Below are 25,104 nucleotides of genomic sequence, written 5' to 3' on the forward strand. Positions count from 1 at the left end.
CGGATTTTGACGATCTCCATGACCGACACCGCGCTCTCCCGCCGCCGCTTCCTGCAGTTTACCGGGCTTGCCATGGCAAGCGGCCTGGCCGGCTGCACCTCCTCGATGAACACGGACCGGTTCCGCTACGAGACCCGGCCCTATTTCCGCAATCCCGCGCTGGAGGGCCGGCCGGAATATATCGACGGCGCCCGGCCGCCGAGCGGGCTCCTGCCGGAATCGTCCTATTACGCCTCGATCTACGGTCCGGTCTTCGACGGCGGCTATCAGGTGCCGGCGGTGCCCTACCAGCAGATCGACGCGCGCTACTATCGCCAGGAGGTCGAAAGCCCGTTCGGCGAGCGACCCGGCACGATCATCGTCGACACAGGCAACCGCTTCCTCTACCTCATCCTGCCGAACGGCCGCGCCATGCGCTATGGCGTCGGCATCGGCCGGCAGGGTTTTTCCTGGTCGGGCCGCGGCGTCATCCAGTGGAAGCAGGCCTGGCCGAAATGGACGCCGCCGGACGAGATGGTCGCGCGCCAGCCCGAACTCGTCAAATACTCCGCCGCCAACGGCGGCATGCCCGGCGGCCTCAACAACCCGCTCGGCGCGCGCGCCCTCTACATCTTCCAGAACGGCGAGGACACGCTCTACCGCCTGCACGGCTCGCCGGAATGGAAGTCCATCGGCAAGGCCGTCTCCTCCGGCTGCGTGCGCATGCTGAACCAGGATGTCATCGATCTCTACGATCGCGTGAAGGGCAAGGCGCCGATCTTGGTGATCTGAGGCGGGACACCCCCCTCTGCCCTGCCGGGCATCTCCCCACAAGGGCAGGACTGTCGCATATGGAAGGAAACCCGTTGCCTCCTTTTCCTTCTCCCCCGCGGGGAGAAGGTGCCGGCAGGCGGATGAGGGGGATGGCGAAGGCGCAAAGGCTCGATCCGAGCCACCCCCTCATCCGACCCTTCGGGCCACCTTCTCCCCGCGGGGGAGAAGGTGATGTGCGGCATCGTCGAACTTCATATGAGTAGCCCCCTTGTGGGGTATGCGCCCTAGCCCGCCGCCGGCGAGATCAGCAGCGCGCCGTCGAGCCGCGGCAGGTCGCCGGTGGCGACGGCCTTGCCGCCCTGCATGCGCACCTTGCCCTCCGCGACGAGCCGCAGCGCCAGCGGATAGCTCAGATGCTCGACCGTCAGGACGCGCGCGGCGAGCGTCCCGGCCGTGTCGTCCGGCAGGACGGGAACCGCGGCCTGCACGATGGCCGGGCCTTCGTCCATGCCCTCGGTCACGAAATGCACCGTGCAGCCGGCGATGCGCATGCCCGCGTCGAGGGCGCGCTGGTGCGTGTTGAGGCCGGGGAAGAGCGGCAGGAGGGATGGGTGGATGTTGAGGATGCGGCCCTCATAGCGGCTGACGAAGGCGCCGGAGATCAGGCGCATGTAGCCGGCAAGGCAGATGAGGTCGGGCGAGAGCGCGTCGAGCGCCTCGATGATGGCCGCCTCGTGGGCCTCCTTGCTGGCGAAATCCTTGCGCAGGAAGGCGCGGGCCGGAATGCCGAGCGCTTCCGCCCTGGCCAGCCCGCCGGCCTCCGCCTTGTCGGAGAAGACGGCGACGATCTCGGCCGGGAAATCCGGGTCCTCTGCGGCCTTCGCCAGGGCCAGCATGTTGGAGCCGCCGCCGGAGATGAAGGCGACGACGCGCTTGCGCGATCCGCTCATAGGGCGAGCGTGCCCTTGTAGATCGTGCCGGCGGCGCCCTCTTCGCGCGTGACCATGCGGCCGAGGCGGAAGACGGTTTCGCCCTCGCGGATGAGGACAGCGGCGACCTCGTCGGCCTTGTCGGCGGGAACGACGGCGATCATGCCGACGCCGCAGTTGAAGGTGCGCAGCATTTCCGTCGCCGCCACGCCGCCCGTCTTTGCAAGCCAGGAGAACACGGCCGGCGCCTTGACGGCGGCAAGGTCGATCTCGGCGGCGAGATGCTTCGGCAGCACGCGCGGAATGTTTTCCGGGAAGCCGCCGCCGGTGATATGCGCCAGCGCCTTGATGGAACCAGTCTCGCGGATCGCTTTCAGGAGCGGCTTCACATAGATCTTCGTCGGCGTCAGCAGCGCCTCGCCGAGGCTCTTTTCAGCGTCGAACGGGGCGGGCGCGTCCCAGGCGAGACCCGAGAGCGTCACGATCTTGCGCACCAGCGAATAGCCGTTGGAATGCACGCCCGAGGAGGAAAGGCCGAGGATGACGTCGCCCTCGGCGATATCGCCCGAGGGCAGGAGCCGGCCGCGCTCGGCCGCGCCGACGGCAAAGCCGGCAAGGTCGTAGTCGCCGTGCGAATACATGCCCGGCATTTCCGCCGTCTCGCCGCCGATGAGCGCGCAGCCGGCCTGGCGGCAGCCTTCGGCGATGCCTTCGACGATCGCCGCGCCCTGGTCGGGATCGAGCTTGCCGGTGGCGAAATAGTCGAGGAAGAAGAGCGGTTCGGCGCCCTGCACCACGAGGTCGTTGACGCACATGGCGACGAGGTCGATGCCGACCGTGTCGTGGCGGTTCGCGTCGATGGCGATCTTCAGCTTGGTGCCGACGCCGTCATTGGCGGCAACGAGCACCGGATCGGTGAAGCCCGCCGCCTTGAGGTCGAACAGGCCGCCGAAGCCGCCGATCTCGCCATCGGCGCCCGGGCGGCGCGTCGAGCGCACGGCCGGCTTGATCTTCTCCACCATCAGGTTGCCCGCGTCGATGTCGACGCCCGCATCGCTATAGGTCAGACCGTTCTTTCCTGACTGGCTCATGCTCACGTCTCCGGCTTGAGGCCCGCTTGCGGCCTGCTTGGCGCTTGTCGCGCCCGATTGGCATGGCGGGGGATGAAGTGCAAGCGGAATGCCGGGAATGCGGGGATTTTTTCACCGGTTTGCGGGGATGGCGGTGCTGCTTGCCCCTCACCCTAGCCCTCTCCCCGCAGGCGGGGAGAGGGGACCTGCCCCGAGCATGATGTGGAAATAGGGGAAAACGGCGCGGCACATCCCTTCGCCCCGCTTGCGGGGAGAAGGTGGCCGGCAGGCCGGATGAGGGGCAATTTGAGGAAGAACGACGCTTCCCCACCACCCCGCCGAGCCTTGACCTTCCTCGTCCCCGCATCCTATCTCCTCAAGCAACACGGTGACACAAGGAAAGAGCGCGATGGCAGCCCATATCAGCGGCGCGGGACTGAAGCGGCAGGTGGTCTTCTGGCTCATCGCGCTCGGCTTCCTCCTCATCTTCCTCCTTGTGTTCAGCGATATCCTGCTGCCCTTCATCGCCGGCATGGCGCTCGCCTATTTCCTCGATCCGGTCGCAGACCGGCTGGAGCGCTGGGGCCTCAGCCGGCTGATGGCGACGGTGGTCATCCTCATCGCCTTCATCATCCTCTTCGCGCTGTCCCTGATGATCGTCATCCCGCTGCTGGCCACGCAGGCGGCGGATTTCCTGGAGAAGCTGCCGGGCTACGTCACCCAGCTGCAGGAGCTGGTGGCGAGCTTCAACCCCGACCTGCTGCCCACCTGGGTCAGCAGCCAGATGGGCACGATCAAGCAGAGCTTTTCCTCCATCCTCGCCGAAGGCGCGGGCTTCCTCGGCACGGTGTTCAAGCAGCTCTGGAACTCCGGCATGGCGCTGGTCAACATCGTCTCGCTGCTCGTCATCACGCCGGTCGTCGCCTTCTATCTCCTGCTCGACTGGGACCGCATGATCGCCAAGGTGGACAGCTGGGTGCCGCGCGACCATGTCGCCAACGTGCGCCAGATCGCGACCGAGATGGACGCGGCGATTGCCGGCTTCGTGCGCGGGCAGGGCTCCATCTGCATCATCCTCGGCCTGTTCTACGGCGTCGGGCTCTCCTTCGCCGGTCTCAATTTCGGCCTGCTGATCGGCCTCTTCGCCGGTCTCATCAGCTTCATCCCCTATGTCGGCTCGCTGGTCGGCCTGGTGCTGGCGGTGGGCGTCGCCGTCGTGCAGTTCTGGCCGGACTACTGGATGGTCGTGCTTGTCGCCGTCATCTTCTTCGCCGGCCAGTTCGTCGAGGGCAACATCCTGCAGCCCAAGCTCGTCGGCTCGCGCGTCGGCCTGCATCCGGTCTGGCTGATGTTCGCGCTGGTCGCCTTCGGCGCGCTCTTCGGCTTCGTCGGCCTGATGATCGCCGTGCCGGCGGCCGCCGCCGTCGGCGTGCTTGTCCGCTTCGGCCTGCAGCGTTACCTTGACAGCGACCTTTATTATGGGGCGAGCAAGCCCGTCCTGCTCGAAGAGAGCACGCCGGAGGAATGACCGGCGGCAAGGCCGCGCCAGGCGGAGCGGCGTTCGCCCGGACTTGCGCCAGAACGAAGAGTTGGTATCCGAGTAGCACCATGACATCGCGCAAGACAGCCGAACAGTTGCCGCTGGCCTTCGGGCACGACCCCGCGACGGGGCGTGACGACCTTCTGGTCGCCGAGCCGGTCGATGCCGCCGTGGCGATGATCGACGCCTGGCCGCACTGGCCTTCGCCCGTCGTCGTCATCGCAGGCCCCGTCGGCTCGGGAAAGTCGCACCTTGCCGCCATCTGGCGCGAGAAGGCGGGTGCCGAGATCATCGAGGCGAAGGCGGGCAGGGGCGCCGAGGCGGCCGCCGAGCGCGGCCCCGTGCTCATCGAGGACGCCGACCGCGCCGGTTTCGACGACCGCGCGCTCTTCCACATCATCAACAATGTGCGCCAGCACGGCCATACGCTGCTGATCACCAGCCGGCTGTGGCCGATGTCCTGGCCAGTCGAGCTGGCGGACCTGCGCTCGCGCCTGAAGGCCGCAACGGTGGTGGAGATCGGCGAGCCGGACGACGAACTGCTCTCGCAGGTCATCATAAAGCTCTTCGCCGACCGCCAGCTCTTCGTCGATGAGAGGCTCGTCGCCTATATCGTCGCGCGCATGGAGCGCTCGCTGGAGGCCGCCCAGACGCTCGTCGAACGCCTCGACCGGCTGGCGCTCGCCCGCGGCAGCCGGATCACCCGCACGCTGGCGCAGGAAGTGCTCGGCGAAATGGTCGGCGGCGAGGAGTGAGCCGGAGAGTTCAAGCCGGCATCCGGTGATCCCCCCTGGCCTGCCGATCATCTCCCCCTCAAGGGGCAGGGCTATCGCCTATGGAAGGAAACCGTCGCCCCATCCCCTTCTCCCCCGCGGGGAGAAGGTGCCGGCAGGCGGATGAGGGGGATGGTAAAGCCGCAAAGGCTCGATCCGAGCCACCCCCTCATCCGACCCTTCGGGCCACCTTCTCCCCGCGGGGGAGAAGGGGAGAGCGGCGATGCCGCATTCCACGACAGGTGATCGCCTTGTCCTCAGGGCGGGGGCGGGATGGCCTGCCTGCCAGGAGGAACATCCGGCGATTGCTCGGCGAATTCCACCGACCCCGGATTGACTGTCACAGTTCCGTCGTCAAACTGCGCTAAGCGGTTCGGGGAAAAGTGGAAATCGGTTTCCGTCCGAACCCGCGTGGAAAGCATGCGGCCGATCTGGCGGCAAAGTGGGGCGGACTCTCCAATGGATACAGCGACTTCGGAACATGCGCAGGAAAAGCCTGTCGAGCAGGTGCCGCCGCCGGAAGGGGCGAGCGCCGATGTCGCGGCCCTGATGGCAAGCCCCGAACGCTTCATCAACCGCGAATTCTCCTGGCTGCAGTTCAATCGCCGCGTGCTCGAGGAAACGCTGAACACCGCCCATCCGCTCCTGGAGCGCGTGCGCTTCCTGTCGATCTCGGCCGGCAACCTCGACGAGTTCTTCATGGTGCGCGTCGCCGGCCTCGAGGGCCAGGTGCGCCAGGGCGTCGGCATCCGCAGCCCCGACGGCAAGACCTCGGCCGAGCAGCTCGACGATATCCTCAAGGAGATCGACAATCTGCAGATGGAGCAGCAGGCCTCGCTTGCCGTGCTCCAGCAGTACCTCGCCAAGGAGGATATCCTGATCGTCCGCCCGACCGCGCTCACCAGCGACGACAAGGTCTGGCTGCAGCAGGAATTCACCCAGTCGATCTTCCCCGTTCTGACGCCGCTCTCCATCGACCCGGCGCACCCGTTCCCGTTCATCCCCAATCTCGGCTTCTCGATCGGCCTGCAGCTGGAAAGCACGACGGGCAAGGAGCCGATGACGGCGCTGCTGCGCCTGCCGGTGGCGCTCGACCGCTTCATCCGCCTGCCCGACGCCAAGGGCGCAATCCGCTATATCACGCTGGAGGACGTCGTCGGCCTCTTCATCGGCAAGCTCTTCCCCGGCTATATCGTGCGCGGCTCGGGCACCTTCCGCATCATCCGCGACAGCGATATCGAGGTGGAGGAAGAGGCCGAAGACCTCGTGCGCTTCTTCGAGACGGCGCTGAAGCGCCGCCGCCGCGGTTCGGTGATCCGCATCGAGACCGATTCGGAAATGCCCGAATCGCTGCGCCGCTTCGTCGTCGGCGAACTGAACGTGCCGGACAACCGCGTGGCCGTCCTGCCCGGCCTTCTCGCCCTCAACACGCTGTCGGAAATCGCCAAGGCGCCGCGCGACGACCTCCGGTTCGAGCCCTACAATGCCCGATTTCCCGAGCGCGTCCGCGAGCATGCCGGAGACTGCTTCGCCGCCATCCGCGAAAAGGACATGGTCGTCCACCACCCCTACGAAAGCTTCGACGTGGTGGTCCAGTTCCTTCTCCAGGCTGCGCGCGATCCTGACGTTCTGGCGATAAAGCAGACGCTCTACCGCACCTCCAACGACAGTCCGATCGTGCGCGCGCTGATCGACGCGGCCGAGGCCGGCAAGTCGGTGACGGCGCTGGTGGAATTGAAGGCCCGCTTCGACGAGGAGGCCAACATCCGCTGGGCGCGCGACCTGGAGCGCGCCGGCGTGCAGGTCGTCTTCGGCTTCATCGAACTGAAGACCCATGCCAAGATGTCGATGGTCGTGCGCCGCGAGGAGGGCAAGCTGCGCACCTACTGCCACCTCGGCACGGGCAACTACCACCCGATCACGGCGAAGATCTACACCGACCTTTCCTTCTTCACCTGCAACCCGACCATCGCCAGCGACATGGCGAACATCTTCAACTTCATCACCGGCTACGGCGAACCGGAGGCCGGCATGAAGCTCGCCTTCTCGCCCTATACGCTGCGCCCGCGCATTCTCCGCCACATCGAGGAGGAGATCGCCCATGCGAAGAACGGCGCGCCGGCGGCGATCTGGATGAAGATGAACTCGCTGGTCGATCCCGACATCATCGACGCGCTCTACCGCGCGAGCCAGGCGGGCGTGGAGATCGACCTCGTCGTGCGCGGCATCTGCTGCCTGCGTCCGCGGGTTCCCGGCCTTTCCGACAATATCCGCGTCAAGTCCATCGTCGGCCGCTTCCTCGAACATTCCCGTATCTTCTGCTTCGGCAACGGCCACGGGCTTCCCTCGGACAAGGCGCTGGTCTATATAAGTTCCGCGGACATGATGCCGCGCAACCTGGACCGGCGAGTCGAGACACTCGTGCCCTTGATCAACCGGACGGTGCATGAGCAGGTTCTCTCGCAGATCATGCTGGGCAATCTCATCGATAACCAGCAGAGCTACGAGATTCTTGCGGACGGAACGTCCCGGCGCATGGAAGTGCAGCCCGGTGCCGAGCCGTTCAACGCTCAGCACTACTTCATGACCAATCCCAGCCTGTCCGGCCGGGGTGAGGCCCTGAAGTCCAGCGCACCGAAGGCGATCGCGGGCTGGCAAGGCCGCCGGAAGAAGTAAACTGGATATGCATGGTTGAGTCTGAAGCCCAGGGGCGTTTGCCTGGAATTGCCCCGGTGTCAGTCGTGGATATCGGTTCCAACTCGATTCGCCTCGTGATCTACGAGGGCATGAGTCGGTCGCCGGCCATCCTGTTCAACGAGAAGGTCATGTGCGGCCTCGGCAAGGGTATTGCCAAGACCGGCCGCATGGATCCGGCCAGCGTGGAGCGGGCGCTGGCGGCGCTGCATCGTTTCAAGGCCCTGTCCTGGCAGGCGCGCGCCTCCACCATGTTCGCGCTGGCGACCGCCGCCGCGCGCGAGGCGGAGAACGGGCCCGATTTCATCCACCAGGCAGAGCTCATCCTCGGCCAGAAGGTCCGCGTCCTGACCGGCGAGGAGGAGGCCTATTTCTCCGCGCTCGGCATCGTCAGCGGCTTTCATGATCCGGACGGCATCGTCGGCGACCTCGGCGGCGGCTCGCTGGAGCTGATCGACGTGGCGGGCGCCATGATCGGCCGTGGCATCACGCTGCCGCTCGGCGGCATCCGGCTTTCGGAAGCCTCCGGCGGCTCGCCCGCCCAGGCCCGCATCGTCGCGCGAAAATACCTGCGCACCGCCAATCTCCTGAAGAACGGCGCCGGCCGCGCCTTCTACGCCGTCGGCGGCACCTGGCGCGCCATCGGGGCGCTCCACATGGAGGTGCAGAACTACCCGCTGCACATGATCCAGGGCTACGAGCTCGGCTTTTCCGACGCCATGGATTTCCTGGCGGACATCGTGACGGCCAAGGACCAGAAGGACCCCGCCTATGCGGCGATCTCCAAGGGCCGCCGCAACCTCCTGCCGTTCGGCGCCGTCGCCCTGCAGGAGACGATCGCGATCATGAAGCCGTCGCGGGTGTTCTTCTCCGCCCAGGGCGTGCGCGAAGGGTTTCTCTATTCGCTCCTGCCCGACCGGGAAAAGGCGCGCGACCCGCTCATCGCCGCCGCCGGCGAACTTGCCATCCTGCGCGCCCGCTCGCCCGAGCATGCGCGCGAGCTTGCCGAATGGACCGGCCGCATGATGCCGCTCTTCGGCATCACCGAGACCGAGGAGGAGCGCCGCTACCGCGAGGCCGCATGCCTGCTCGCCGATATCAGCTGGCGCGCCCATCCCGATTATCGCGGCCTGCAGGCGTTGAACCTCATTGCCCACGGCACCTTCATCGGCATCACCCATCCCGGCCGCGCCTTCATCGCGCTCACCAACTACTACCGCTTCGAGGGCCTTGGCGACGACGCCGTCAGCAGCTCGCTGGCCGCGATCGCGACGCCGCGCCTGCGCGAGCTGGCCAAGCTCGTCGGCGGCCTGCTCCGCGTCGTCTACCTCTTCTCCGCCTCCATGCCCGGCGTCGTGCCGCACCTTGCCTTCCGCAAGGCCACCGCCTCCGGGGTCGATCTCGAATTCGTCGTGCCCGCCGACTATTCCGAACTGGCCGGCGAGCGGCTCGACGGCCGCCTCCAGCAGCTTGCCAAGCTCACCGGCAAGAAGCTCGCCTTCCGGTTCCTGTGAGGCGAGGGATGAGAGGCGCCCTTCTTCTCGCCGCCCTGCTCTTTGCCGGAAGTGCGGCAGCGCAGGACTGGCAGGCCGTCGAGCGCGTCGAGCCCTACGGCGTGACGGGCGCGACGGGCCTCGAGATCTACCAGTCGATCGGCGCGCGCGGCCCGAAGCTCGGCGTCGCCCGCGTCATCGCCCATACCGGCTTCAAGCTCACCTGGACGCGCAAGTACGAGCGCCAGGGCAATGCCTGCACCATCACGGTCAACAAGCCGAAGCTGATCATCACCTACACGCTGCCGAAGCTGAAGGTGAAGCTCTCCGAGCCGCTGAAAAGCCGCTGGGACACCTTCCTCGCCGGCGTGACCGCGCATGAGAAGGTGCACGGCGACTTCATCAAGGACATGGTGAAGGAGATCGAGGCGGCAAGCGTCGGCATGACGGTCGAGAACGACCCGAACTGCCAGAAGATCCGCCCGCAGCTCCAGACCAAGCTCGGCGAGCTCTCCCAGGCCCAGCGCGCCCGCAGCCGCGCGTTCGACCAGGTCGAGCTGAACGACGGCGGCAATGTGCACCAGCTCATCCTGCAGCTGGTCGATCCAAGTTAGGGTGGAGACGGCGCCGGCCTCATATCCGTGCAAGCCGTATTGACGACCCGCCACCATAAGCCGCTATCAAATCCGTTCACTTCTCCTCCGTCATCCTCGGGTCAAGCCCGAGGATGACGACGGGGAAGGCAGACACCCAAAGAGCAATGCCGCCAAAACCAAAACGGCAGCGCCCGCAGCCGCTGCCGTCTCTCACGCCCAACCGTCACCGATCACTCGGCCTTCAGCAACTCGCCGACCTCAAGGAGCACGAACTCGTTGTCGTCGGCCTTGTCCAGCGCGCGGCCGGCGGAGAAGGGCAGGTTGTTGTCGTTGCCGACGATGATGTGGGTCTCGTCGACGCGGTCGACGTTCTCGATCGTCACGAACGGCATGTCGTAGAAGCCGCCGCCGCCGCCCTGGCGCTTCCTGTTGTCGGGGTCGGCGATCTTCAGGAGATCGATATAGCCGATCTTGCGCACGGCCTTGCCGGCATTCTCGTCGGTCATGGCGATCTTGTAGATGCGCTTGACCTTCGAGGCGGTGGCGAAGCAGTCCGGCTTCGGGTCGCTCGCATCGGCGCAGGCCTTGTCGGCGGTGCCGGCGCCGTTGTCGCGCTCGATCACCAGCGCGGTCGTCCCGTCCAGCATGTTGAAGTCGCCGATCGCCTCGCCGCCCTCGGCGAGCGGGTAGAGCCAGCTGCGGCCCGTCCAGGCCTTGGAGGCGGTGTCGAGCTCGACGATGCGCAGCGCCGGGCGGCCGTCCGCCTGCTCGACGCTCTCGCTGTCGACCCAGAGCGGGCCTTCCAGGAGGCCGTAGAGCTTCGTGCCGTCCTTCGAGAGCGCCAGGCCCTCATAGCCGCCGGAGCGCTTCAGGTTGAAGGCCGGCATCTTCTTGGAGGGATCGGCCTGCACGGCGAGCGTCGGGTTGTCCGGCGAGGTGACCGGCTTGCCGTCCACCTCGGTGGCGATGACGTCGGTGAGCCTGCCGTCGCGGTCGAATTTCAGGATGTAGGGGCCGAACTCCTCGCCGATCCAGAAGCCGTCCGCGACCGGCTGGATGGATTCGACGTCGAAGTCGCCGCCGGTCAGGTAGCGCGTCTCCGCGCCTTCCATGACGATCGGGAAGGGCGCCTTCCGGTCCGGGTCGGAGAGGAAGACGGTCCTGACCGGCTCCATCGTGCCCTTGTCCCAGTCGAAGCGCACATTGTGGATCATCAGCATGGCGTCGGTGGAGTTCAGCTTGTTGCCGAAGCCGTTGTCGGAAAGCGTCCAGAACGAGCCGTCCTCCATGGTCTTGATGCCGGAGAAACCCTGCATCGGCTGGCCGTCGAAGGGCAGCGCCAGGCCGGTCTCGCGCACGCCGTCCTTGCCCATGACGGTGCCGAGCGCCTCGGTGCGCTTGCGGTCGGCGGTGGTGAACTTGCCGGATGTCTTCAGGTAGGCGGCGGCGTCGGCCGGGGCGGCGATGATCGTGTTCGCCGGCAGGATCGCATGGGCCTTCAGCGTGGCGGGAAATTCCTTGTCGTCGGCCTGCGCGGCGGTCGCCAGCAGAAGCGCGAGGGCGGTGGTGGTGAAAAGGTGTTTGGTCATGAATGTCCCCATCGGGTTGGCAAAGCGAGGCCGTTGATAGGCGGCGCACATGACCGCCGCTTGACAGTTGCTTGTCGCTTTCATGACGGGGGGATTTGGGACTAGACGGCGAGCGCCGCGAAGCGCCCGGGCGTCATGCCGAGCGCCTTCTTGAAATGGCGGTTGAGATGCGCCTGGTCGGCAAAGCCGCTGGCAAAGGCGGCTTCCGCGATGCTCTCCCTCGCCGTAATCAGGACCTTCGCCCGCTCCAGCCGGCGCATGACGAGGTAGCGGTGCGGGCTGGTGCCGAGAAGCTGGCGGAACTGCCGGGCAAGCGTGAAGCGGTCGAGCCCCGTCACCTCTTCGAGGTCGGCCGAGCTGACCTGACGGGAGAGGTTTTCCCTGAGGAAATCGCAGGCCCGGCGCACCTCGGCATGGGCGAGCCGGCCCGTGCCCGCCGGCGGCGCGCCGGCATGGTCGAGCAGGGCGGCGGCGATCTCCCCCAGCAGCTCGTCGAGCTTCAGCGGCTCGATCGCCGCATCCATGCTGCCGATGGCGTCCAGCAGCAGGCCTGCCAGCCTGGGATCGTCGACGACCGGCGCGGCGACGAAGGGCAGCGTGCGCCCGCGCGCGGCGGTCGCCGGCAGGAAACGTTCCGGCGGGATGTAGATCATGCGGTAGGTGAGGCCGTCCTCGGTGGCTGCGCCCCCGTCGTGCATCTCGTCGGGATGCAGCACGATCACGTTGCCGGGCGGGCTGAAGCGGGTCTCGCCGCGATAGGAGAAGGTCTGGATGCCGGCCATGGTGACGCCGAGCGCGTAGGTATCGTGCCGGTGCGGCTCGAAGCCCTTGCCGTGGAAGCGCGCCTCGATGCGCTCGATGCCGGCGAGCTCCGGCGCCACGACGATGCGGTCCCTTTCCGTGCACGAACGTTCAAGCGGGCCCTCGACCGCGCCTGCTATCGCATTGGCCGCGGAATCGTCCGCAGCCTTTTTTCGGGAGTATACCTGCATGTTCGATACCAAGTTCGCCATCGTCCTGCGCGAGGACCTGGAGGTCTGGCAGAAGCTGAACGTGACCGCCTTCCTGTCCGGCGGCATCATCGGCCGGAAACCGGAGCTGATCGGCGAAGCTTATCGCGATGCGGCCGGCAATGTCTACAATGCGCTCAGCGTCCAGCCGGTCATCGTGCTTTCGACGGACGGTGGAACGTTGTCGAAGATCCATGCCCGCGCCCTCGAGCGCGACGTCCCGGCCTCCGTCTATATCGAGGAGATGTTTGCGACCGGCCATGACGCGGCCAACCGCGCCGTCTTCGCCGAATTCGGGCCCGATGACGCCAAGGTCGTCGGCATCGCGCTGCATGCCGACAGGAAGACCGTCGACCGCATCACCAAGGGGGCGAAGCTGCACGCCTGATCAGAGCGCGACCGCCTCGATCTTCCTGTCGACGAAGCGCAGCGCCACCTTGCCGCTGATGAGGTTGAGGGCCGTTTCGCCGAAGAGCTCGCGGCGCCAGCCGGAGAGCGCGGCGACATCGGCCGCTTCGCCGTCGATGGCGATCTTTTCCAGATCGTCGCTGTTGGCGATGATCTTGGCGGCGACGCCTTCCTTCTCCGAGACGATCTTCAGGAGCACCTTCAGCATCTCGCTGGCGGCCGCGGCGCCTTCCGGCACATGGGCCTGGCGGGGCAGGCGCGGCAGGTCGGTCTTCGGAATGGCGAGCGCCTCGTTGATCGCCTCCAGCAGGGCCGCGCCGGATTGCGAGCGCTCCCAGCCCTTGGGAATGGTGCGCAGGCGCGCCAGCGCCTCGGCATCGGCCGGCTGCTGCTGGGCGATCTCGTAGATCGTGTCGTCCTTGAGGATGCGCGAGCGCGGCACGTTGCGGCCGCGCGCCTCCCGCTCTCGCCAGGCCGCGACCTTCTGCAGCACGGCCAGCTCGATCGGCTTCTTGACGCGCATCTTCAGCCGCCGCCAGGCGTCGTCCGGATGGAGGTCGTAGGTCTCGCGCGCTTCCAGCACCGCCATTTCCTCGGTCAGCCACAGCGAGCGGCCGGCGGCCTCCAGCTTCTCCTTGAGCGCGAGATAGACGTCGCGCAGGTGCGTCACGTCGGCCAGCGCATATTCGAGCTGCTTTTCGGTGAGCGGCCGGCGGCTCCAGTCGGTGAAGCGCGAGGACTTGTCGATGTGCACGCCCTTGATCTTCTGCACGAGCTGGTCGTAGGAGACGCTGTCGCCGAAGCCGCAGACCATGGCGGCGACCTGGGTGTCGAAGATCGGATGCGGGATGAGGTCGCCGCGGTTGACGATGATCTCGATGTCCTGCCGGGCGGCATGGAACACCTTCAGCACCGCCGGGTTCGCCATCAGGGCGTAGAAGGGGGCAAGGTCGAGGCCCTTGGCGAGCGGATCGACGATCACCTCGGTCTCGGGGCCTGCGAGCTGGATCAGGCAGAGTTCCGGCCAGAAGGTGGTTTCCCGCAGGAACTCCGTGTCGATGGTCAGATACTCGGAACGGGCGAGTGTCTCACAGGCTTCGGCAAGGGCTGCGGTGGTCTCGATGATCTGCATGATGGCTCGGGCGGACTTTCTGGTTTTTTGATCGGGCAGCTTTAGACGGTCCACGGTTTTGCCACAATCGAAAACTTGAGCGGGAGGGATATGGCAAAGGCAGGGCACGCACTCTCCTCCGTCATGCTCGGGCTTGACCCGAGCATCCACGCCTCACCCGCGGCTTGGATCCTCGGGTCAAGCCCGAGCATGACGGGGAAGGCAAAGTTTCTCACCCGTCAAACGGCACGGCATGCTGCACCGTTCCTTATGTTCGTCCTGTGTCTCTTCTTGCGTCATCCTCGGGCTCGACCCGAGGATCCACGAGCCGCACGGCACGACTTCGCGATCGCCCCTAGACGACCCGCACGTAGCTCGTCATGCCGGTCTTCTGGTGCTCGATGATGTGGCAATGGAACACCCAGTCGCCCGGATTGTCGGCGACGAGGGCGAGCTGCACCTTCTCGTCCGGCAGGATGAGGTAGGTGTCGGAAAAATGCGGGCGGATCGCCTGCTTGTTGGAGTTCATCGGCCGGAAGACGAGGCCGTGCAGGTGGAGGGGGTGGACCTGCGGCGTCGGGTTCTCGACGTTGAAGATATAGGTTTTGCCCGCCTTCATCTCGGCGAGCGGGGCGGTCGGGTCGCCCGTGTCGTCTGCCCACGGCACCTTGTTGATGGCCCAGAAATTGTAGCCGAGCGAGCCGCAGATGCCGTCCTTCGGCCGCTCCTCCGCCGAGGCGCTGAGGACGAAGGGGATTTCGGTGGCGGCGGACAGGTCCGGCTCGGGCAGCGGGTTTTGCGTGAGCGGCGGCAGGTCGCGCGCATCGCGCTTCAGCGAGGCGCCGGTGGCGCGGAAGGTGGCGAGCGTCGCCGGCTTGGTGCCGCGCAGGTCCTTCAGCGCCGCGACGGCGCCCTCCGTGTCGGGCATGCGCAGCACGAGGTCGAGCCGCTGGCCGGGGCCGATCATCAGGTGGTCGAGCGCAAAGCGTTCCGCCGCCGGATTGCCGTCGAGGGCGATGACCGTGGCTTCGGCGCCCTCCATCTGGAGCGCGAGGATGCGGGTGACGTCGGTCGCGGCAAGGCGCAGGCGCACGAGGCCGCCGGCCGGCGCGTCATATTGCGGCGATTGCCGCCAGTTGGCGGTGCGCACTGTGCCGAAGGTGCCGGCGCGGGCGGCGTCGCGCGGCTTGAACTGGGCGATGAACTGGCCGTCGCCGCCAAGCCGCCAGTCGCGCAGGTTGAGCACGATCTCGGCGTCGAAGACGGGATCCGCCGGGTCCTCCACGACGACGAGGCCGGCAAGGCCGCGGCCGATCTGGGTGAGCGTGTTGCAATGGGGGTGATACCAGAAGGTGCCGGCATCGGGCGGGGTGAAGGCATAGTCGAACCCGTCGCCGCCATAGACATAGGGCTGCGTCAGGAAGGGCACGCCGTCCATCCTGTTGTCGATGCGAAGCCCGTGCCAGTGGATCGTCGTCGGCTCGTCGAGCCTGTTGTCGAGGCGCAGCGCAAAGGCCTCGCCCCGCCGCATGCGCAGCACGGGCGGGATCTCGGCGTCGCCATAGGTCATGACGCCTTTCGTCGGGCCCTTGTCGGTGATCATCGCCTCGCCGGGGCGGGCAACGAGCGTTACCGGTGCCTCGGCCTTCGCCAGCCCGCCGAAGCGGCCTGCAAGGCCGACGCCGCCGGCGTAGGCCCCGGCGACGAGTGCGCCCTTCATCAGCGTGCGGCGTGTCAGCATGGCGGTCCCTCCGGTGCGTCCATCCGCTTCTAAACCTGAGAGAGAGCCTCAGCAATAAGCGGCGCCCGACCAGATTGCCGCAGGCTCAGGGATCGCCGTTGCGGTCCTTGTCGGCGAGCTTGTTGAAGAAGAAGGAGGTGCGCAGGAGGTTGCGGAAGCGGCTGCGCCGTTTCCCGGCGGGCACGGCGGCGCGGGCGCTCATGCGCAGCGCCGTATAGGCCATGAAGGACACGAGGATGACGGCGGTGTAGAGGAACAGCGCCTGCGGGCCGAAGAACTGCAGCAGCACCGAGGCGAAGAGCGGGCCGATGATCGCCCCGCAGGACCAGAAGAACAGCATGCCGGCGGAGACCAGCGCATGCTCGCCTTCGCCGGCATGGTCATTGGCATGGGCCGAGCAGAGCGAATAGAGCGGCATGGCGAAGGCGCCGAAGATGAAGATGCCGACGAGGTTCCTCACCTCGTTGCCGCCGGCGAAAAAGGCGAGGTAGAGCGCGGCAAGCGCCGAGCCGAGCGTGGCGACGAGGATGATCAGCCGCCGGTCGAGCCGGTCGGAATAAAGGCCGAGCGGATATTGCAGCACCACGCCGCCGACGATGCCGGCGCTCATGAAGCTGGCGATCGCCGTCACCGAAAGGCCAATGTCGTGGGCGTAGATCGGCCCGAGATTGCGGAAGGCGGCATTGGTGAGGCCGACGACGATGCAGCCGACGGTTGCCAGCGGCGAGATGTTCCAGAGCTTCGGGATATCGAAGCGGATCGCTTCCGGCACCGTCGGGCTGGAGCGGTCGGCCAGCGAGATCGGCACCAGCGACAGCGACAGCGCCATGGCGACGATGGCGAACAGCTCGAAGCCGCCGATGCCGATGCCGGGAATGAGATATTGCGCCGCGGTGACCGAGCCGAGGTCGACGACGCGGTAGACGGAGAGCGTGCGCGCCCGGTTGGCATTGGTGACGGCGGCGTTCAGCCAGCTTTCGACGGTGGCGAAGAGGCTGGCGAAGCAGATGCCGGCGACGAGCCGCATGGCGAACCAGAAGACGGGATCGATGACCAGCACCATGGCGATGGCGGAGGCCGAGGCGATCGCCGCCATGGCGGAGAAGGTGCGGATATGGCCGATCGCGCGCAGGAAGCGCGTCACGTAGATGCAGCCGATGGCAAAGCCGATGGAATACCCCGCGCCGACGATGCCGATCACCGCGGTGGAGAACCCCTCCTGCGAGGCGCGCAGCGCGATGAACGTGCCCTGCAGCCCGTTCCCGCCGATCAGGATGCCTGCGGTGACGAGAAGGGGAATCAGGGGGCGAATCGTGGACATGCGGCCACTATGGCGAAGGATTTTCCGAAAGGGAGAGAGAAAGCGGGACGGGGGCTAAATTGTGGGGGAGTGTGGTGGTTGCGGTGGCTTCCTCCGTTGCTCTCCCCGCAGAGGGCAAGGCCATTGCATATGGAGTTCGACGGTGCCGCACATCCCCTTCTCCCCCGCGGGGAGAAGGTGGCCCGAAGGGTCGGATGAGGGGGTGGCTCGGATCGAGCCTTTGCGCGTTCGCCATCCCCCTCATCCGCCTGCCGGCACCTTCTCCCCGCGGGGGAGAAGGGGATGGGGCAACGGTTTCCTGCCATGGGCGATCGATCTGCCCTTGAAGGGGAGAGGCCCGTAGGCCAGAGGGGATTCCAGAGGGGATTTTCGCCGGACACGCGTCAATCCATCCCGCGACTATTCGTCGAGCAATTCCGTCATGAGGCGCAGGTGGTCGGACTGCAGGGGCTTTTCGAAATAGCTCTTCACGAAGCTGTACTGCATCGCCCGCTCGCGGTCCTTGCCGAGATGGGAGCTGGTCAGCATGGCGACGACGGGGGCGTGCACCTCGAATTCCTCGGCATAGCGGTCGAGGAATTCGAAGCCGTTCATGACGGGCATGTTGATGTCGAGGATGATGGCGTCGGGCGTCTCGCGGTGCAGGATGTCGAGCGCTTCCGAGCCGTCGAATGCCTTGATGATGCGGATCGACGGATCGTATTTGCGAATGGTGTATTCACAGATGAACTGGTCGTTCTCGTCGTCGTCGACGACCAGGATCGATTGGATAGTCATGGTCAGTCCCCGTCGGGCAGTTCCATGATGAACCGGCTGCCCTTATCTCTAGCTTCATAGAGCGCCGTGCCGCCGAGGGCTTCCGCGCTCTTTCTCAATATGTAGAGGCCGAGCCCGCTGCCGAAGGACCGGTTCGGGTGCAGCCGTTTGAACATCTTGAACAACAAATGGCGGCTTGCGGGCGGAACGCCCAGGCCGTTGTCTTCCACCGACAGCCGCAGCTTGCCGGCATAGCGGAAGGCGCGGATGTCGATCGCCGGCTCCGCCTCCTTCGGATCGTGATATTTGACCGCGTTGGAGAGCATGTTGCCGACGATGACCTGGAATTTCGACGGCTTGCTGACGATTGTCAATTCCGCCGGCACATGATTTTCGATGCGGATCCGCTTGGAATCCTCGAAATGCGAGAGCGCGTCGATCGCCTCTGAAATCAGCGCCCGCAGCGCGATGGGCCGTGCCTCCTCCTCCATCAGCCGGTTGCGGGTGATGGTGATGATGTTCTGGATCAGGTGGTCGAGCCGGCGGAAATTCTGCTCCATGCGCTGCAGCGTCTGGCCGAGCGCGGTGAGCTCGCCTTCCGCCAGCATGTCCTTGGAGATGGTGAGGAGGCCGAGCGAGGAGGCGATCGGCGAGCGCAGGTCGTGCGAGGTGCGGTAGGCGAATTCCTCCAGCTCGGCATTGGCGTCGATCAGCGCCTGCTCGCTCGCCTTGCGCTCGGAAATGTCGCGCACGATGCCGCTGTAGATGACCGTGCCGTCGAGCTCCAGCTTGGCGACGGCAAGGTCGAGCGGGAAGACGGAGCCGTCCTTGCGCCGGCCCTCCACCTCGCGGCCGATGCCGATGACCTTCGCCTCGCCGCTGCGCTTGTAGTTGGCGATATAGCGGTCGTGCTCGCTGTGATAGGGCTCCGGCATCAGGATCCTGACGTTGCGGCCCACCATCTCCTCCGGCGTGAAGCCGAAGATGCGCGTGCAGGCGGGATTGGCCGACAGGATGATGCCGCGGTCGTCGATGGTGACGATGCCGTCCACGGCATTGTCGATGATGGCGGTGAGGCGGGCGCGGCTTTCGGCAAGGTCCGCCGCCATGCGGCGCGCGCGGCGGGAGGAGACATAGAGATGGGCGACGAGGGCGCCGTAGAGGACGCCCGAGATCAGCACCAGCGAGGAGAGCGTCGAGCGGGCGCTGGCATCGCTGTTCGAGAAGGTGATGCCGAACGCGGCTTCGTAGCGCGCCAGCTCGTAGTAGCTCATGGCGAGCAGCAGCAGATAGGTGGCAAGGCCGAGCACGCCGGCAAGCGTCACCCGGTGGAAGCCGGTCGCCTCCGTGCCGGTGAAGATGAGCGCGATGCCGACGGCGACGAAACAGCTGGCGCTCTGGAACGACATGCGCGTGAAGCGGATCCAGTCATGGGCGAAATCCAGCGCGATCGCATAGCCGATCAGCGCGGCCGCCGCGATGATAACGGTGACGAAGCCGAGCGCCACCTGCACCGCACTGTTCTTCCCGGTGAGCGCGCGCAGCGCCAGCGCCAGGCTGAGCAGCATCAGGCAGAGCGCCGTGTTGGGGGCGATCCGCCCCGGCAGGCTGGTGCCGATATCGACGAAGGGCGTGTGGAGCAGCGTGTCGATGCCGGCATCGATGCCGAAAAGGTGCTGGGAGAGCGCGAGCGCGCCGTAGAGGAAGACCGGCGCCATCATCAGCGCCGGCAGGCGCGCATGGCCACGCGCGGCAAGGCCGAGCGCCGTGCCGATGACGACGAAGGCGAGCGCGGCATTGAACTTCATGCCGAACAGCCAAGGATGGCGCTCGGCAAGGCCCGCCGGCTCGGCCAGCCAGAGCGCCATCATGGAAAGGCCGACGGCCATGCACCAGAGGCTTGCGGCGGCGTTCGCCCTCAGCCAGGACCATGCAGGATTCAAGAATGCCCCCTTCGCGGCTCGCCCGCGCGCACTCTAGCGCGAAGGTTGAATCGCGAACAGGTCCCGCAAGGGGAGGACCCGGTAAAATCCCGCTTTTCAGGCGGCGTCGTCCTGCGCGGCGCCGGCATCGAGCCGGCCGGTCAGGGCCTGCAGGTCGGCCGTCAGGGTCTGCAGGGCCTCCAGCGAGCAGCCGGTCGCCTTGCCGATCTGCCGGCGGATACCCACGGCCTCGCGCTTCATCGCATGGCCCTTGCCGGTGAGCGTGACGAGGACCTGGCGCTCGTCGCTCCTGTCGCGGGCGCGGTGGATGTAGCCGGCCGCCTCCAGCCGCTTGAGGAGGGGGGAGAGCGTGCCGGAATCGAGGCCCAGCGTCATGCCCAGCGCCTTCACCGTGCGCCCGTCCTCCTCCCACAGCGTCATCAGCACGATATATTGCGGATAGGTGAGGCCGTAGGGATCGAGCAGGGGCTTGTAGGTGCGGTTCAGCGCATGGGCGGCCGAATAGACGGCGAAACAGAGCTGCTGGTCCAGCGCCAGCATGCCCGCCGGGATATCGTCCGTCTCAGCTTCGTCACGTTTGTCGGTCATGCTGCCATTGTCGCACAAATGGCCGAAATTGCAATTTGCAAAATCATATTGCGCGCAATCTAATTTTGCGCTATCTAGAGTCCATCGCCAACGAAACCAGGAAGGAGACATCCATGCCCATTCTCTACAGAACCAAGGCATCCGCAACCGGCGGCCGCGCCGGCCATGGCGCAACCGAGGACGGCACCGTCGACGTCACGCTCACCGTGCCGAAGGAGCTCGGCGGCGACGGCGCGGCCGGCGCCAACCCGGAAAAGCTGTTCGCCGTCGGCTATTCGGCCTGCTTCCTCGGCGCGCTGAAGTTCGTCGTCGGCAAGGAAAAGGTGAAGATCCCCGATGACGCCAAGGTCACGGCGACCGTCGGCATCGGCCCGCGCGAGGATGGCGGCGGCTTCGGCCTCGAGGCCTCGCTCGAAGTCTCCGTGCCCGGCGTCGACAAGGCCGTGGTCGAGGACCTCGTCAAGAAGGCGCATGTCGTGTGCCCCTACAGCCACGCCACCCGCGGCAATCTCGACGTCAAGACCACCGTCGCCTGACCAGGCCGGCAGATCGAAAGAAGGCCGTCCGGAAATTCCTCCGGGCGGCCTTTTCGTGTTCCATGCGGAACAGCGCGGGGCGGGGCGATGTGAGACCTTCTGATCACCGGATGAGAGAGGCTCATCCCCAAAGAGAGATCAGGAGAGACCCCATGCGCAAGATCATCGTTTCCGCCGCCATCGCCGCCGTTGCCGCCATCTCCTTCGCCGCCCCCTCGCAGGCCGGCTACTACAGCTACGGCTACAAGCCGCACTGCTTCATCAAGAAGGTCAAGGCCTACGACTACTACGGCAATGTCGTCATCAAGAAGATCAAGGTCTGCAAGTAGACATCCCCGGCACAGACCTTTGAGCGAAAGGCCCGGAGCCCAGCCTCCGGGCCTTTTGTCGTGCGCGCGTGGCGCCGCCTTGACATGCAATGATTTTATTGCATATTCTTCGCCATGGACGACGATGCCCTCGACCGCATCTTCAAGGCCCTGGGCGATCCGACCCGCCGCAGGATCATCGATCGCCTGCGCGAGCGGCCGCGCCAGTCCCTGTTCGAGATCTGCGCCCTGTCCTTTGCGCAGGACGGGGTCACCCTGTCGCGGCAGGCGATCACCCAGCATCTCGACATGCTGGAAAAGGCCGGCCTCGTGCGCGTCGAGTGGTCGGGGCGCACGAAGCTGCACACGCTCGATGCCGGCCCGCTGCGCGCGGCCGTCGGGCAGTGGCTGCAAACCCATCTCTGAAGGAGGAAAACCATGCGGATCTATGTCACCAGCGTTCCCGTGGACGACCAGGCGAAGGCCGAGGATTTCTATACGCGCGTGCTGGGCTTTCGCGTCAAGCATGACGTGCCCGTCGGCGAAGACCGCTGGCTGACCGTCGTCTCGCCGGAAAACCCCGACGGCACCGAACTGCTGCTCGAGCCGAGCGGCCATCCGGCCGTCGGACCCTACAAGGCGGCGCTCGTCGAGGACGGCATCCCGATCGCCTCCTTCCAGGTCGACGATCTCGATGCCGAGCACCAGCGGCTCGTGTCGCTCGGCGTCGCCTTCACCCAGCCGCCGATGGATGCCGGGCCCGTGCGCATGGCGGTGTTCGACGATACCTGCGGCAACCTCATCCAGATCATCGAGATGAAGGATGCCTAGGAAAGGGTGCGAAACCCTTGTCATGGGAAAAAGAGTTGCTATATTCTTTCCCATGAAAGGAGATCGTATCATGCAGCGCAAGCCCGTCATCAACGCCAATGCCGAAGGCGCCGTGCTCACCAAGGCGGCCGTCAATGCGGCGGAGCGGCTGGGGCTGACGGCGCGCATCCTTTCGGCGGTCATCGGGGTCTCGGAGGCGACCGTGTCGCGGCTGAAGCGGCAGGACGTGCTCCTGGAGCGCGGCACCAAGCCGTTCGAGCTGGCGGTGCTGCTCGTACGCCTCTTCCGCTCGCTCGATGCCATTACCGGCGGCGACGAGGGTGTCGCCCGCGCCTGGATGACGGCGGACAACAGCGTGCTCGGCGCGCGCCCCGTCGATCGCATCGTCTCCATTTCCGGCCTTGTCGATGTCCTTGCCTATCTGGACGCCCGCCGCGCTCTCGTCTGAGGCGCGGTCCTTTTCGGGGCCCGTCTGGCGTTTCGTCGAGGCGCAGCACCGCGTCTCGACGCTGAAGCTCGTCGACACGCTGGACGAACAGGCGCTGCTGGAGGACCTTCTGGAGGAGAGCAAGCCGGTGCTGCCGCCGGAATGCGCCGGCCTCGACTATCTGCTCGCCACCCCCTTCCGCTACGGCGCGGTCTATCCGCACGGCTCGCGCTTCCGCCGCGCCGGGCGCACGCTCGGCGTCTACTATGCCGGGCTTTCCGTCGAGACGGCGCTGTCCGAAATGGCCTTCTACCGGCTGCTGTTCTTCGCCGAATCGCCGGCAACGCCGCTCCCGGCCAATGCCGCCGACTACACCGCCTTTTCCGCCCTCGTCGAGACCGGCGCGGCGCTCGACCTCACCGCCTCGCCGCTCGACAGGGACGCCGCCCTCTGGACGCACCCGACCGACTATGCCGCCTGCCAGGCGCTCACCGACGGCGCGCGGGCGGCCGGCCTTGCCGCCATAATCTACCGCTCGGTGCGCGATCCGGCCGGCGGCGCCAACATGGCGCTTCTCACCGCCTCCGCCTTTGCCGCGCCAAGGCCGGTGGAGCGCCAGACCTGGCGCATCCGGCTCTCGCCGCTCGGCGTGCAGGCGCTGTGCGATCACCCGCCGCGCCGGATCGGCTTCTCCCGCGAGGATTTTCGCGGCGACCCGCGCATCGGCTGACGGCCGCCATTTCCGGGCAGGGGACATTGTATATGGAATTCGACGGTGCCACACATCCCCTTCTCCCCCGCGGGGAGAAGGTGCCGGCAGGCGGATGAGGGGGATGGCGAAGGCGCAAACGATCCGTCCGAGCCACCCCCTCATCCGACCCTTCGGGCCACCTTCTCCCCGCGGGGGAGAAGGGGAGGAGGCGACGGTTTCCTTCCATGGGCGATAGTCCTGTTCCTCGCGGGGGCAATCCGGCAGGCAGCGGACGACTCACCCCCGCAAGGCCGCCTCGGCGAAGAAGGCCTCGGGCCCGTCCACCTCGATGAGCCGCCGCTTCTCGATCACCCAGAAGCGGTTGGCCACCGCCCGCACGAAGGCGCGGTCGTGCGAGACGATGAGGCAGCTCGCCTCGTTTGCCGTCAGCTCCCGCTCCAGCGCCTCCTGGCCCTCGATGTCGAGATGGTTGGTCGGCTCGTCGAGCAGGTAGACGTTCGGGTTGGTCAGCCGCAGCACCAGCATGCCGAGCCGCGCCTTCTGCCCGCCGGAGAGCAGCCCCACCGGCCGCCCCTGCATCTCGATGGAAAGCCCGGCGCCGGCGAGCAGGCTGCGCGCCCGCTGGTCGCCGATGTCGAAGCGGCGGATGATCGTGCCGTGCGGCGTCTCGGCGTCCGAAAGGTCCGACAGCGCCTGGTCGCCATAGCCGAGCACCAGCGAGGGCGTCGCCTTGATGCCCTCATGGCTGGCGCCCGCTGCCGCGATCGCCGCGCGCAGCAGCCGGACGAGCCGCGTCTTGCCGGCTCCGTTGCGGCCGAGCAGCACGATGCGGTCGCCCTGGCAGAGGAATTTCCGGCCGGTGCGGAAGAGGAGGGTGCCGTCGGGCGTCCCGACGGCGGCATCCTCCAGCGTCACCAGCACCCTGGCATGGGTGCCGCGGTTGGCGAGGCGGATGGCGCCGGCCGGGCGCTCCTGATGGGCGGGCCGCGCGGCGTCCTCGATCCGCTCGGCCCGTTCCTTGAGCTGCCTGGTCTTGACCACCAGGAGGTCGCTGCCGGAATTGACGCCGATATTGTTGAGCTTGGCCGCCTGCTGGCGCAGTTGCTGGGCCGCCTTCATGTCCTTCTCGAAGCGCCGCTCCTCGGCCGCGTCCGCTGCGTCGAGCGCCGCGCGGGCGCGCGAATAGGGCAGCGCGAAGAGCTGCGAGCGCTCGGGGCGCAGGAACAGCGTGCGGTTGGTCACGGCGTCGAGGAAGGCGCGGTCGTGGCTGGAGATGACGACCGGCATGTCGCGCGGCAGGCCCGCGAGCCACCCCTCCAGCCGGGCGATCTTCGAAAGGTCGAGATGGTTGGTCGGCTCGTCGAGCAGCAGCACGTCCGGCTCGCCGACGCGCACGCGGGCGATCAGCGCGATGCGCTGCCAGCCGCCGCTGAGCTGGGAAAGCGGCCGCTCGCGCAGCGCCTCGGGCACCTCCAGCTCCTCCAGCGTGACATCGGCCCGCCAGCCTTCGCTCTCCTGCTGTTCGGGGGAAAGCGCGCCGAGCACGGCCTCGCGGAAGGTGAGCGCCTCGAGGCCGGCGGGAAGGTCCTGCTCCATATGCCCGATGGTGAGGCCGCGGGCGCGAAAAATCTCGCCCGTCGTCGGCTCGAAGGCGCCGGTGATGCATTTCAGCAGGGTGGATTTCCCCCGCCCGTTGGCCGCCACGAGGCCGATCCGGTCGCCGGCGGCGACGGAAAGGTTGAGATCGGCGAAAAGCGGGGTGGAGAGGGTGACGCCGAGGGCGCGGATAGTGATGAGCGACATGGAACGATCTCTGGTCTTCGGAGCCCCGCGGTGCGGCATTGGCCGTCGATCACGCGGAATGGCTCAGGAAAGATGGATGCGGCTGAAACCGCACCCGCCGGGAGGCAGACCAGAAGAAGAGTGTGTTCGTTCCGATCAGCCCTGCAAACGCATCTGCAGGGCAAGATCAGGA

24 protein-coding genes are annotated in these 25,104 nt (G+C 66.7%); 13 read left to right on the top strand and 11 right to left on the bottom strand.

Features of this window, described 5'->3' with window-relative positions; genetic code table 11:
- Positions 1-18 precede the first annotated feature (18 nt).
- Positions 19-771 carry a L,D-transpeptidase gene (locus tag AABQ55_RS09300; protein ID WP_272804819.1) on the top strand — a complete coding sequence of 251 codons (753 nt, stop codon included), beginning with the start codon at positions 19-21 and terminating at the stop codon, positions 769-771.
- A 266-nt stretch (positions 772-1,037) separates the two neighbouring features.
- Here the strand turns inward: AABQ55_RS09300 and purN are convergent, their stop codons facing one another.
- Positions 1,038-1,703 carry a phosphoribosylglycinamide formyltransferase gene (gene purN / locus AABQ55_RS09305; protein ID WP_272804820.1) on the bottom strand — a complete coding sequence of 222 codons (666 nt, stop codon included), beginning with the start codon at positions 1,701-1,703 and terminating at the stop codon, positions 1,038-1,040.
- On the bottom strand, positions 1,700-2,773 hold the full coding sequence (gene purM / locus AABQ55_RS09310) for a phosphoribosylformylglycinamidine cyclo-ligase (protein WP_272804821.1): 1,074 nt from the start codon (positions 2,771-2,773) through the stop codon (positions 1,700-1,702). Before purM ends, purN begins: the two co-directional genes overlap by 4 nt.
- A 388-nt stretch (positions 2,774-3,161) precedes the next feature.
- Between purM and AABQ55_RS09315 the strand changes: the two genes are divergently transcribed.
- The 5 genes from AABQ55_RS09315 to AABQ55_RS09335 all read left to right on the top strand — a co-directional run bounded on the left by AABQ55_RS09315 (position 3,162) and on the right by AABQ55_RS09335 (position 9,866).
- A complete protein-coding gene (locus AABQ55_RS09315) occupies positions 3,162-4,280 on the top strand; it encodes an AI-2E family transporter (RefSeq protein WP_245082280.1) in 1,119 nt (372 codons plus the stop codon).
- Positions 4,281-4,360: 80 nt separating this feature from the next.
- Entirely contained in the window at positions 4,361-5,047 is a 687-nt protein-coding gene (hdaA, locus tag AABQ55_RS09320) for a DnaA regulatory inactivator HdaA (RefSeq protein ID WP_272804822.1), read from the top strand.
- A gap of 477 nt (positions 5,048-5,524) precedes the next feature.
- Positions 5,525-7,741 carry an RNA degradosome polyphosphate kinase gene (locus tag AABQ55_RS09325; RefSeq protein ID WP_272804823.1) on the top strand — a complete coding sequence of 739 codons (2,217 nt, stop codon included), beginning with the start codon at positions 5,525-5,527 and terminating at the stop codon, positions 7,739-7,741.
- An 11-nt stretch (positions 7,742-7,752) separates the two neighbouring features.
- Positions 7,753-9,273, top strand: a complete 1,521-nt coding sequence (locus tag AABQ55_RS09330) for a Ppx/GppA family phosphatase (protein ID WP_272804824.1) — start codon at positions 7,753-7,755, stop codon at positions 9,271-9,273.
- 8 nt (positions 9,274-9,281) lie between these two features.
- Complete coding sequence (locus AABQ55_RS09335; protein WP_245082270.1) at positions 9,282-9,866, top strand: DUF922 domain-containing Zn-dependent protease; 585 nt, start codon at positions 9,282-9,284, stop codon at positions 9,864-9,866.
- A 212-nt stretch (positions 9,867-10,078) separates the two neighbouring features.
- Here AABQ55_RS09335 and AABQ55_RS09340 read toward each other — a convergent pair whose 3' ends face one another.
- Together AABQ55_RS09340 and AABQ55_RS09345 are read right to left on the bottom strand one after the other, a co-directional pair.
- The gene (locus AABQ55_RS09340; protein ID WP_272804825.1) at positions 10,079-11,437 is read right to left on the bottom strand and encodes an esterase-like activity of phytase family protein; all 1,359 of its coding nucleotides are present in this window, start codon (positions 11,435-11,437) and stop codon (positions 10,079-10,081) included.
- A gap of 101 nt (positions 11,438-11,538) precedes the next feature.
- On the bottom strand, positions 11,539-12,429 hold the full coding sequence (locus tag AABQ55_RS09345) for an AraC family transcriptional regulator (protein ID WP_272804826.1): 891 nt from the start codon (positions 12,427-12,429) through the stop codon (positions 11,539-11,541).
- Here AABQ55_RS09345 and AABQ55_RS09350 point away from each other — a divergent pair.
- The gene (locus AABQ55_RS09350; RefSeq protein ID WP_272804827.1) at positions 12,428-12,835 is read left to right on the top strand and encodes a DUF2000 family protein; all 408 of its coding nucleotides are present in this window, start codon (positions 12,428-12,430) and stop codon (positions 12,833-12,835) included. The two genes, AABQ55_RS09345 and AABQ55_RS09350, sit on opposite strands and share 2 nt — an antisense overlap.
- Here AABQ55_RS09350 and rnd read toward each other — a convergent pair whose 3' ends face one another.
- The 6 genes from rnd to AABQ55_RS09380 all read right to left on the bottom strand — a co-directional run bounded on the left by rnd (position 12,836) and on the right by AABQ55_RS09380 (position 20,315).
- Positions 12,836-13,981: a ribonuclease D gene (gene rnd, locus AABQ55_RS09355; RefSeq protein ID WP_272807421.1), complete on the bottom strand. Its 1,146-nt coding sequence runs from the start codon at positions 13,979-13,981 to the stop codon at positions 12,836-12,838. It lies immediately after the preceding gene.
- A gap of 340 nt (positions 13,982-14,321) precedes the next feature.
- Positions 14,322-15,707 (bottom strand): multicopper oxidase family protein, encoded by a 1,386-nt coding sequence (locus AABQ55_RS09360; RefSeq protein WP_272804828.1) that lies wholly within the window; start codon positions 15,705-15,707, stop codon positions 14,322-14,324.
- 85 nt (positions 15,708-15,792) lie between these two features.
- Positions 15,793-17,028, bottom strand: a complete 1,236-nt coding sequence (locus AABQ55_RS09365; protein WP_272804829.1) for an MFS transporter — start codon at positions 17,026-17,028, stop codon at positions 15,793-15,795.
- A 399-nt stretch (positions 17,029-17,427) separates the two neighbouring features.
- Entirely contained in the window at positions 17,428-17,805 is a 378-nt protein-coding gene (locus tag AABQ55_RS09370; RefSeq protein WP_245082257.1) for a response regulator, read from the bottom strand.
- Positions 17,806-17,807: 2 nt separating this feature from the next.
- Positions 17,808-19,727 (bottom strand): sensor histidine kinase, encoded by a 1,920-nt coding sequence (locus AABQ55_RS09375; RefSeq protein ID WP_272804830.1) that lies wholly within the window; start codon positions 19,725-19,727, stop codon positions 17,808-17,810.
- 96 nt (positions 19,728-19,823) lie between these two features.
- A complete protein-coding gene (locus tag AABQ55_RS09380; protein WP_245082253.1) occupies positions 19,824-20,315 on the bottom strand; it encodes a MarR family winged helix-turn-helix transcriptional regulator in 492 nt (163 codons plus the stop codon).
- A gap of 113 nt (positions 20,316-20,428) precedes the next feature.
- Between AABQ55_RS09380 and AABQ55_RS09385 the strand changes: the two genes are divergently transcribed.
- From AABQ55_RS09385 to AABQ55_RS09410, 6 genes are all read left to right on the top strand, one after another.
- Positions 20,429-20,851 (top strand): organic hydroperoxide resistance protein, encoded by a 423-nt coding sequence (locus AABQ55_RS09385; protein WP_272804831.1) that lies wholly within the window; start codon positions 20,429-20,431, stop codon positions 20,849-20,851.
- A 152-nt stretch (positions 20,852-21,003) separates the two neighbouring features.
- Positions 21,004-21,180 carry a hypothetical protein gene (locus AABQ55_RS09390; RefSeq protein ID WP_245082251.1) on the top strand — a complete coding sequence of 59 codons (177 nt, stop codon included), beginning with the start codon at positions 21,004-21,006 and terminating at the stop codon, positions 21,178-21,180.
- Positions 21,181-21,294: 114 nt separating this feature from the next.
- Positions 21,295-21,585: an ArsR/SmtB family transcription factor gene (locus AABQ55_RS09395; RefSeq protein WP_272804832.1), complete on the top strand. Its 291-nt coding sequence runs from the start codon at positions 21,295-21,297 to the stop codon at positions 21,583-21,585.
- 12 nt (positions 21,586-21,597) lie between these two features.
- Positions 21,598-21,990, top strand: coding sequence for a VOC family protein (locus AABQ55_RS09400; RefSeq protein ID WP_272804833.1), 393 nt, complete (start codon positions 21,598-21,600; stop codon positions 21,988-21,990).
- 70 nt (positions 21,991-22,060) lie between these two features.
- On the top strand, positions 22,061-22,438 hold the full coding sequence (locus AABQ55_RS09405; protein WP_245082246.1) for an MbcA/ParS/Xre antitoxin family protein: 378 nt from the start codon (positions 22,061-22,063) through the stop codon (positions 22,436-22,438).
- Positions 22,398-23,147, top strand: a complete 750-nt coding sequence (locus AABQ55_RS09410; protein WP_272804834.1) for an RES family NAD+ phosphorylase — start codon at positions 22,398-22,400, stop codon at positions 23,145-23,147. The genes AABQ55_RS09405 and AABQ55_RS09410 overlap by 41 nt, the downstream gene beginning before the upstream one ends.
- Before the next feature lie 258 nt (positions 23,148-23,405).
- Here AABQ55_RS09410 and AABQ55_RS09415 read toward each other — a convergent pair whose 3' ends face one another.
- Entirely contained in the window at positions 23,406-24,932 is a 1,527-nt protein-coding gene (locus AABQ55_RS09415; RefSeq protein ID WP_272804835.1) for an ABC-F family ATP-binding cassette domain-containing protein, read from the bottom strand.
- Positions 24,933-25,104: the final 172 nt, after the last annotated feature.

The sequence above is a fragment of the Shinella sp. WSD5-1 genome, assembly GCF_963942435.1.
GTDB classification, from domain to species: Bacteria; Pseudomonadota; Alphaproteobacteria; order Rhizobiales; family Rhizobiaceae; genus Shinella; species Shinella yambaruensis.

What these genes read in the sequence shown, in the direction of transcription:
- AABQ55_RS09300 (WP_272804819.1), top strand. Translation starts at nt 19, where the DNA reads ATGACCGACACCGCGCTCTCCCGCCGCCGCTTCCTGCAGTTTACCGGG.
- AABQ55_RS09370 (WP_245082257.1), bottom strand. Translation starts at nt 17,805, where the DNA reads ATGACTATCCAATCGATCCTGGTCGTCGACGACGACGAGAACGACCAG.
- AABQ55_RS09385 (WP_272804831.1), top strand. Translation starts at nt 20,429, where the DNA reads ATGCCCATTCTCTACAGAACCAAGGCATCCGCAACCGGCGGCCGCGCC.
- AABQ55_RS09390 (WP_245082251.1), top strand. Translation starts at nt 21,004, where the DNA reads ATGCGCAAGATCATCGTTTCCGCCGCCATCGCCGCCGTTGCCGCCATC.
- AABQ55_RS09330 (WP_272804824.1), top strand. Translation starts at nt 7,753, where the DNA reads ATGGTTGAGTCTGAAGCCCAGGGGCGTTTGCCTGGAATTGCCCCGGTG.
- AABQ55_RS09400 (WP_272804833.1), top strand. Translation starts at nt 21,598, where the DNA reads ATGCGGATCTATGTCACCAGCGTTCCCGTGGACGACCAGGCGAAGGCC.
- AABQ55_RS09345 (WP_272804826.1), bottom strand. Translation starts at nt 12,429, where the DNA reads ATGCAGGTATACTCCCGAAAAAAGGCTGCGGACGATTCCGCGGCCAAT.
- AABQ55_RS09350 (WP_272804827.1), top strand. Translation starts at nt 12,428, where the DNA reads ATGTTCGATACCAAGTTCGCCATCGTCCTGCGCGAGGACCTGGAGGTC.
- AABQ55_RS09365 (WP_272804829.1), bottom strand. Translation starts at nt 17,028, where the DNA reads ATGTCCACGATTCGCCCCCTGATTCCCCTTCTCGTCACCGCAGGCATC.
- AABQ55_RS09410 (WP_272804834.1), top strand. Translation starts at nt 22,398, where the DNA reads ATGTCCTTGCCTATCTGGACGCCCGCCGCGCTCTCGTCTGAGGCGCGG.
- AABQ55_RS09405 (WP_245082246.1), top strand. Translation starts at nt 22,061, where the DNA reads ATGCAGCGCAAGCCCGTCATCAACGCCAATGCCGAAGGCGCCGTGCTC.
- AABQ55_RS09325 (WP_272804823.1), top strand. Translation starts at nt 5,525, where the DNA reads ATGGATACAGCGACTTCGGAACATGCGCAGGAAAAGCCTGTCGAGCAG.
- purM (WP_272804821.1), bottom strand. Translation starts at nt 2,773, where the DNA reads ATGAGCCAGTCAGGAAAGAACGGTCTGACCTATAGCGATGCGGGCGTC.
- purN (WP_272804820.1), bottom strand. Translation starts at nt 1,703, where the DNA reads ATGAGCGGATCGCGCAAGCGCGTCGTCGCCTTCATCTCCGGCGGCGGC.
- AABQ55_RS09360 (WP_272804828.1), bottom strand. Translation starts at nt 15,707, where the DNA reads ATGCTGACACGCCGCACGCTGATGAAGGGCGCACTCGTCGCCGGGGCC.
- AABQ55_RS09335 (WP_245082270.1), top strand. Translation starts at nt 9,282, where the DNA reads ATGAGAGGCGCCCTTCTTCTCGCCGCCCTGCTCTTTGCCGGAAGTGCG.
- AABQ55_RS09380 (WP_245082253.1), bottom strand. Translation starts at nt 20,315, where the DNA reads ATGACCGACAAACGTGACGAAGCTGAGACGGACGATATCCCGGCGGGC.
- hdaA (WP_272804822.1), top strand. Translation starts at nt 4,361, where the DNA reads ATGACATCGCGCAAGACAGCCGAACAGTTGCCGCTGGCCTTCGGGCAC.
- AABQ55_RS09395 (WP_272804832.1), top strand. Translation starts at nt 21,295, where the DNA reads ATGGACGACGATGCCCTCGACCGCATCTTCAAGGCCCTGGGCGATCCG.
- AABQ55_RS09340 (WP_272804825.1), bottom strand. Translation starts at nt 11,437, where the DNA reads ATGACCAAACACCTTTTCACCACCACCGCCCTCGCGCTTCTGCTGGCG.
- AABQ55_RS09315 (WP_245082280.1), top strand. Translation starts at nt 3,162, where the DNA reads ATGGCAGCCCATATCAGCGGCGCGGGACTGAAGCGGCAGGTGGTCTTC.
- AABQ55_RS09415 (WP_272804835.1), bottom strand. Translation starts at nt 24,932, where the DNA reads ATGTCGCTCATCACTATCCGCGCCCTCGGCGTCACCCTCTCCACCCCG.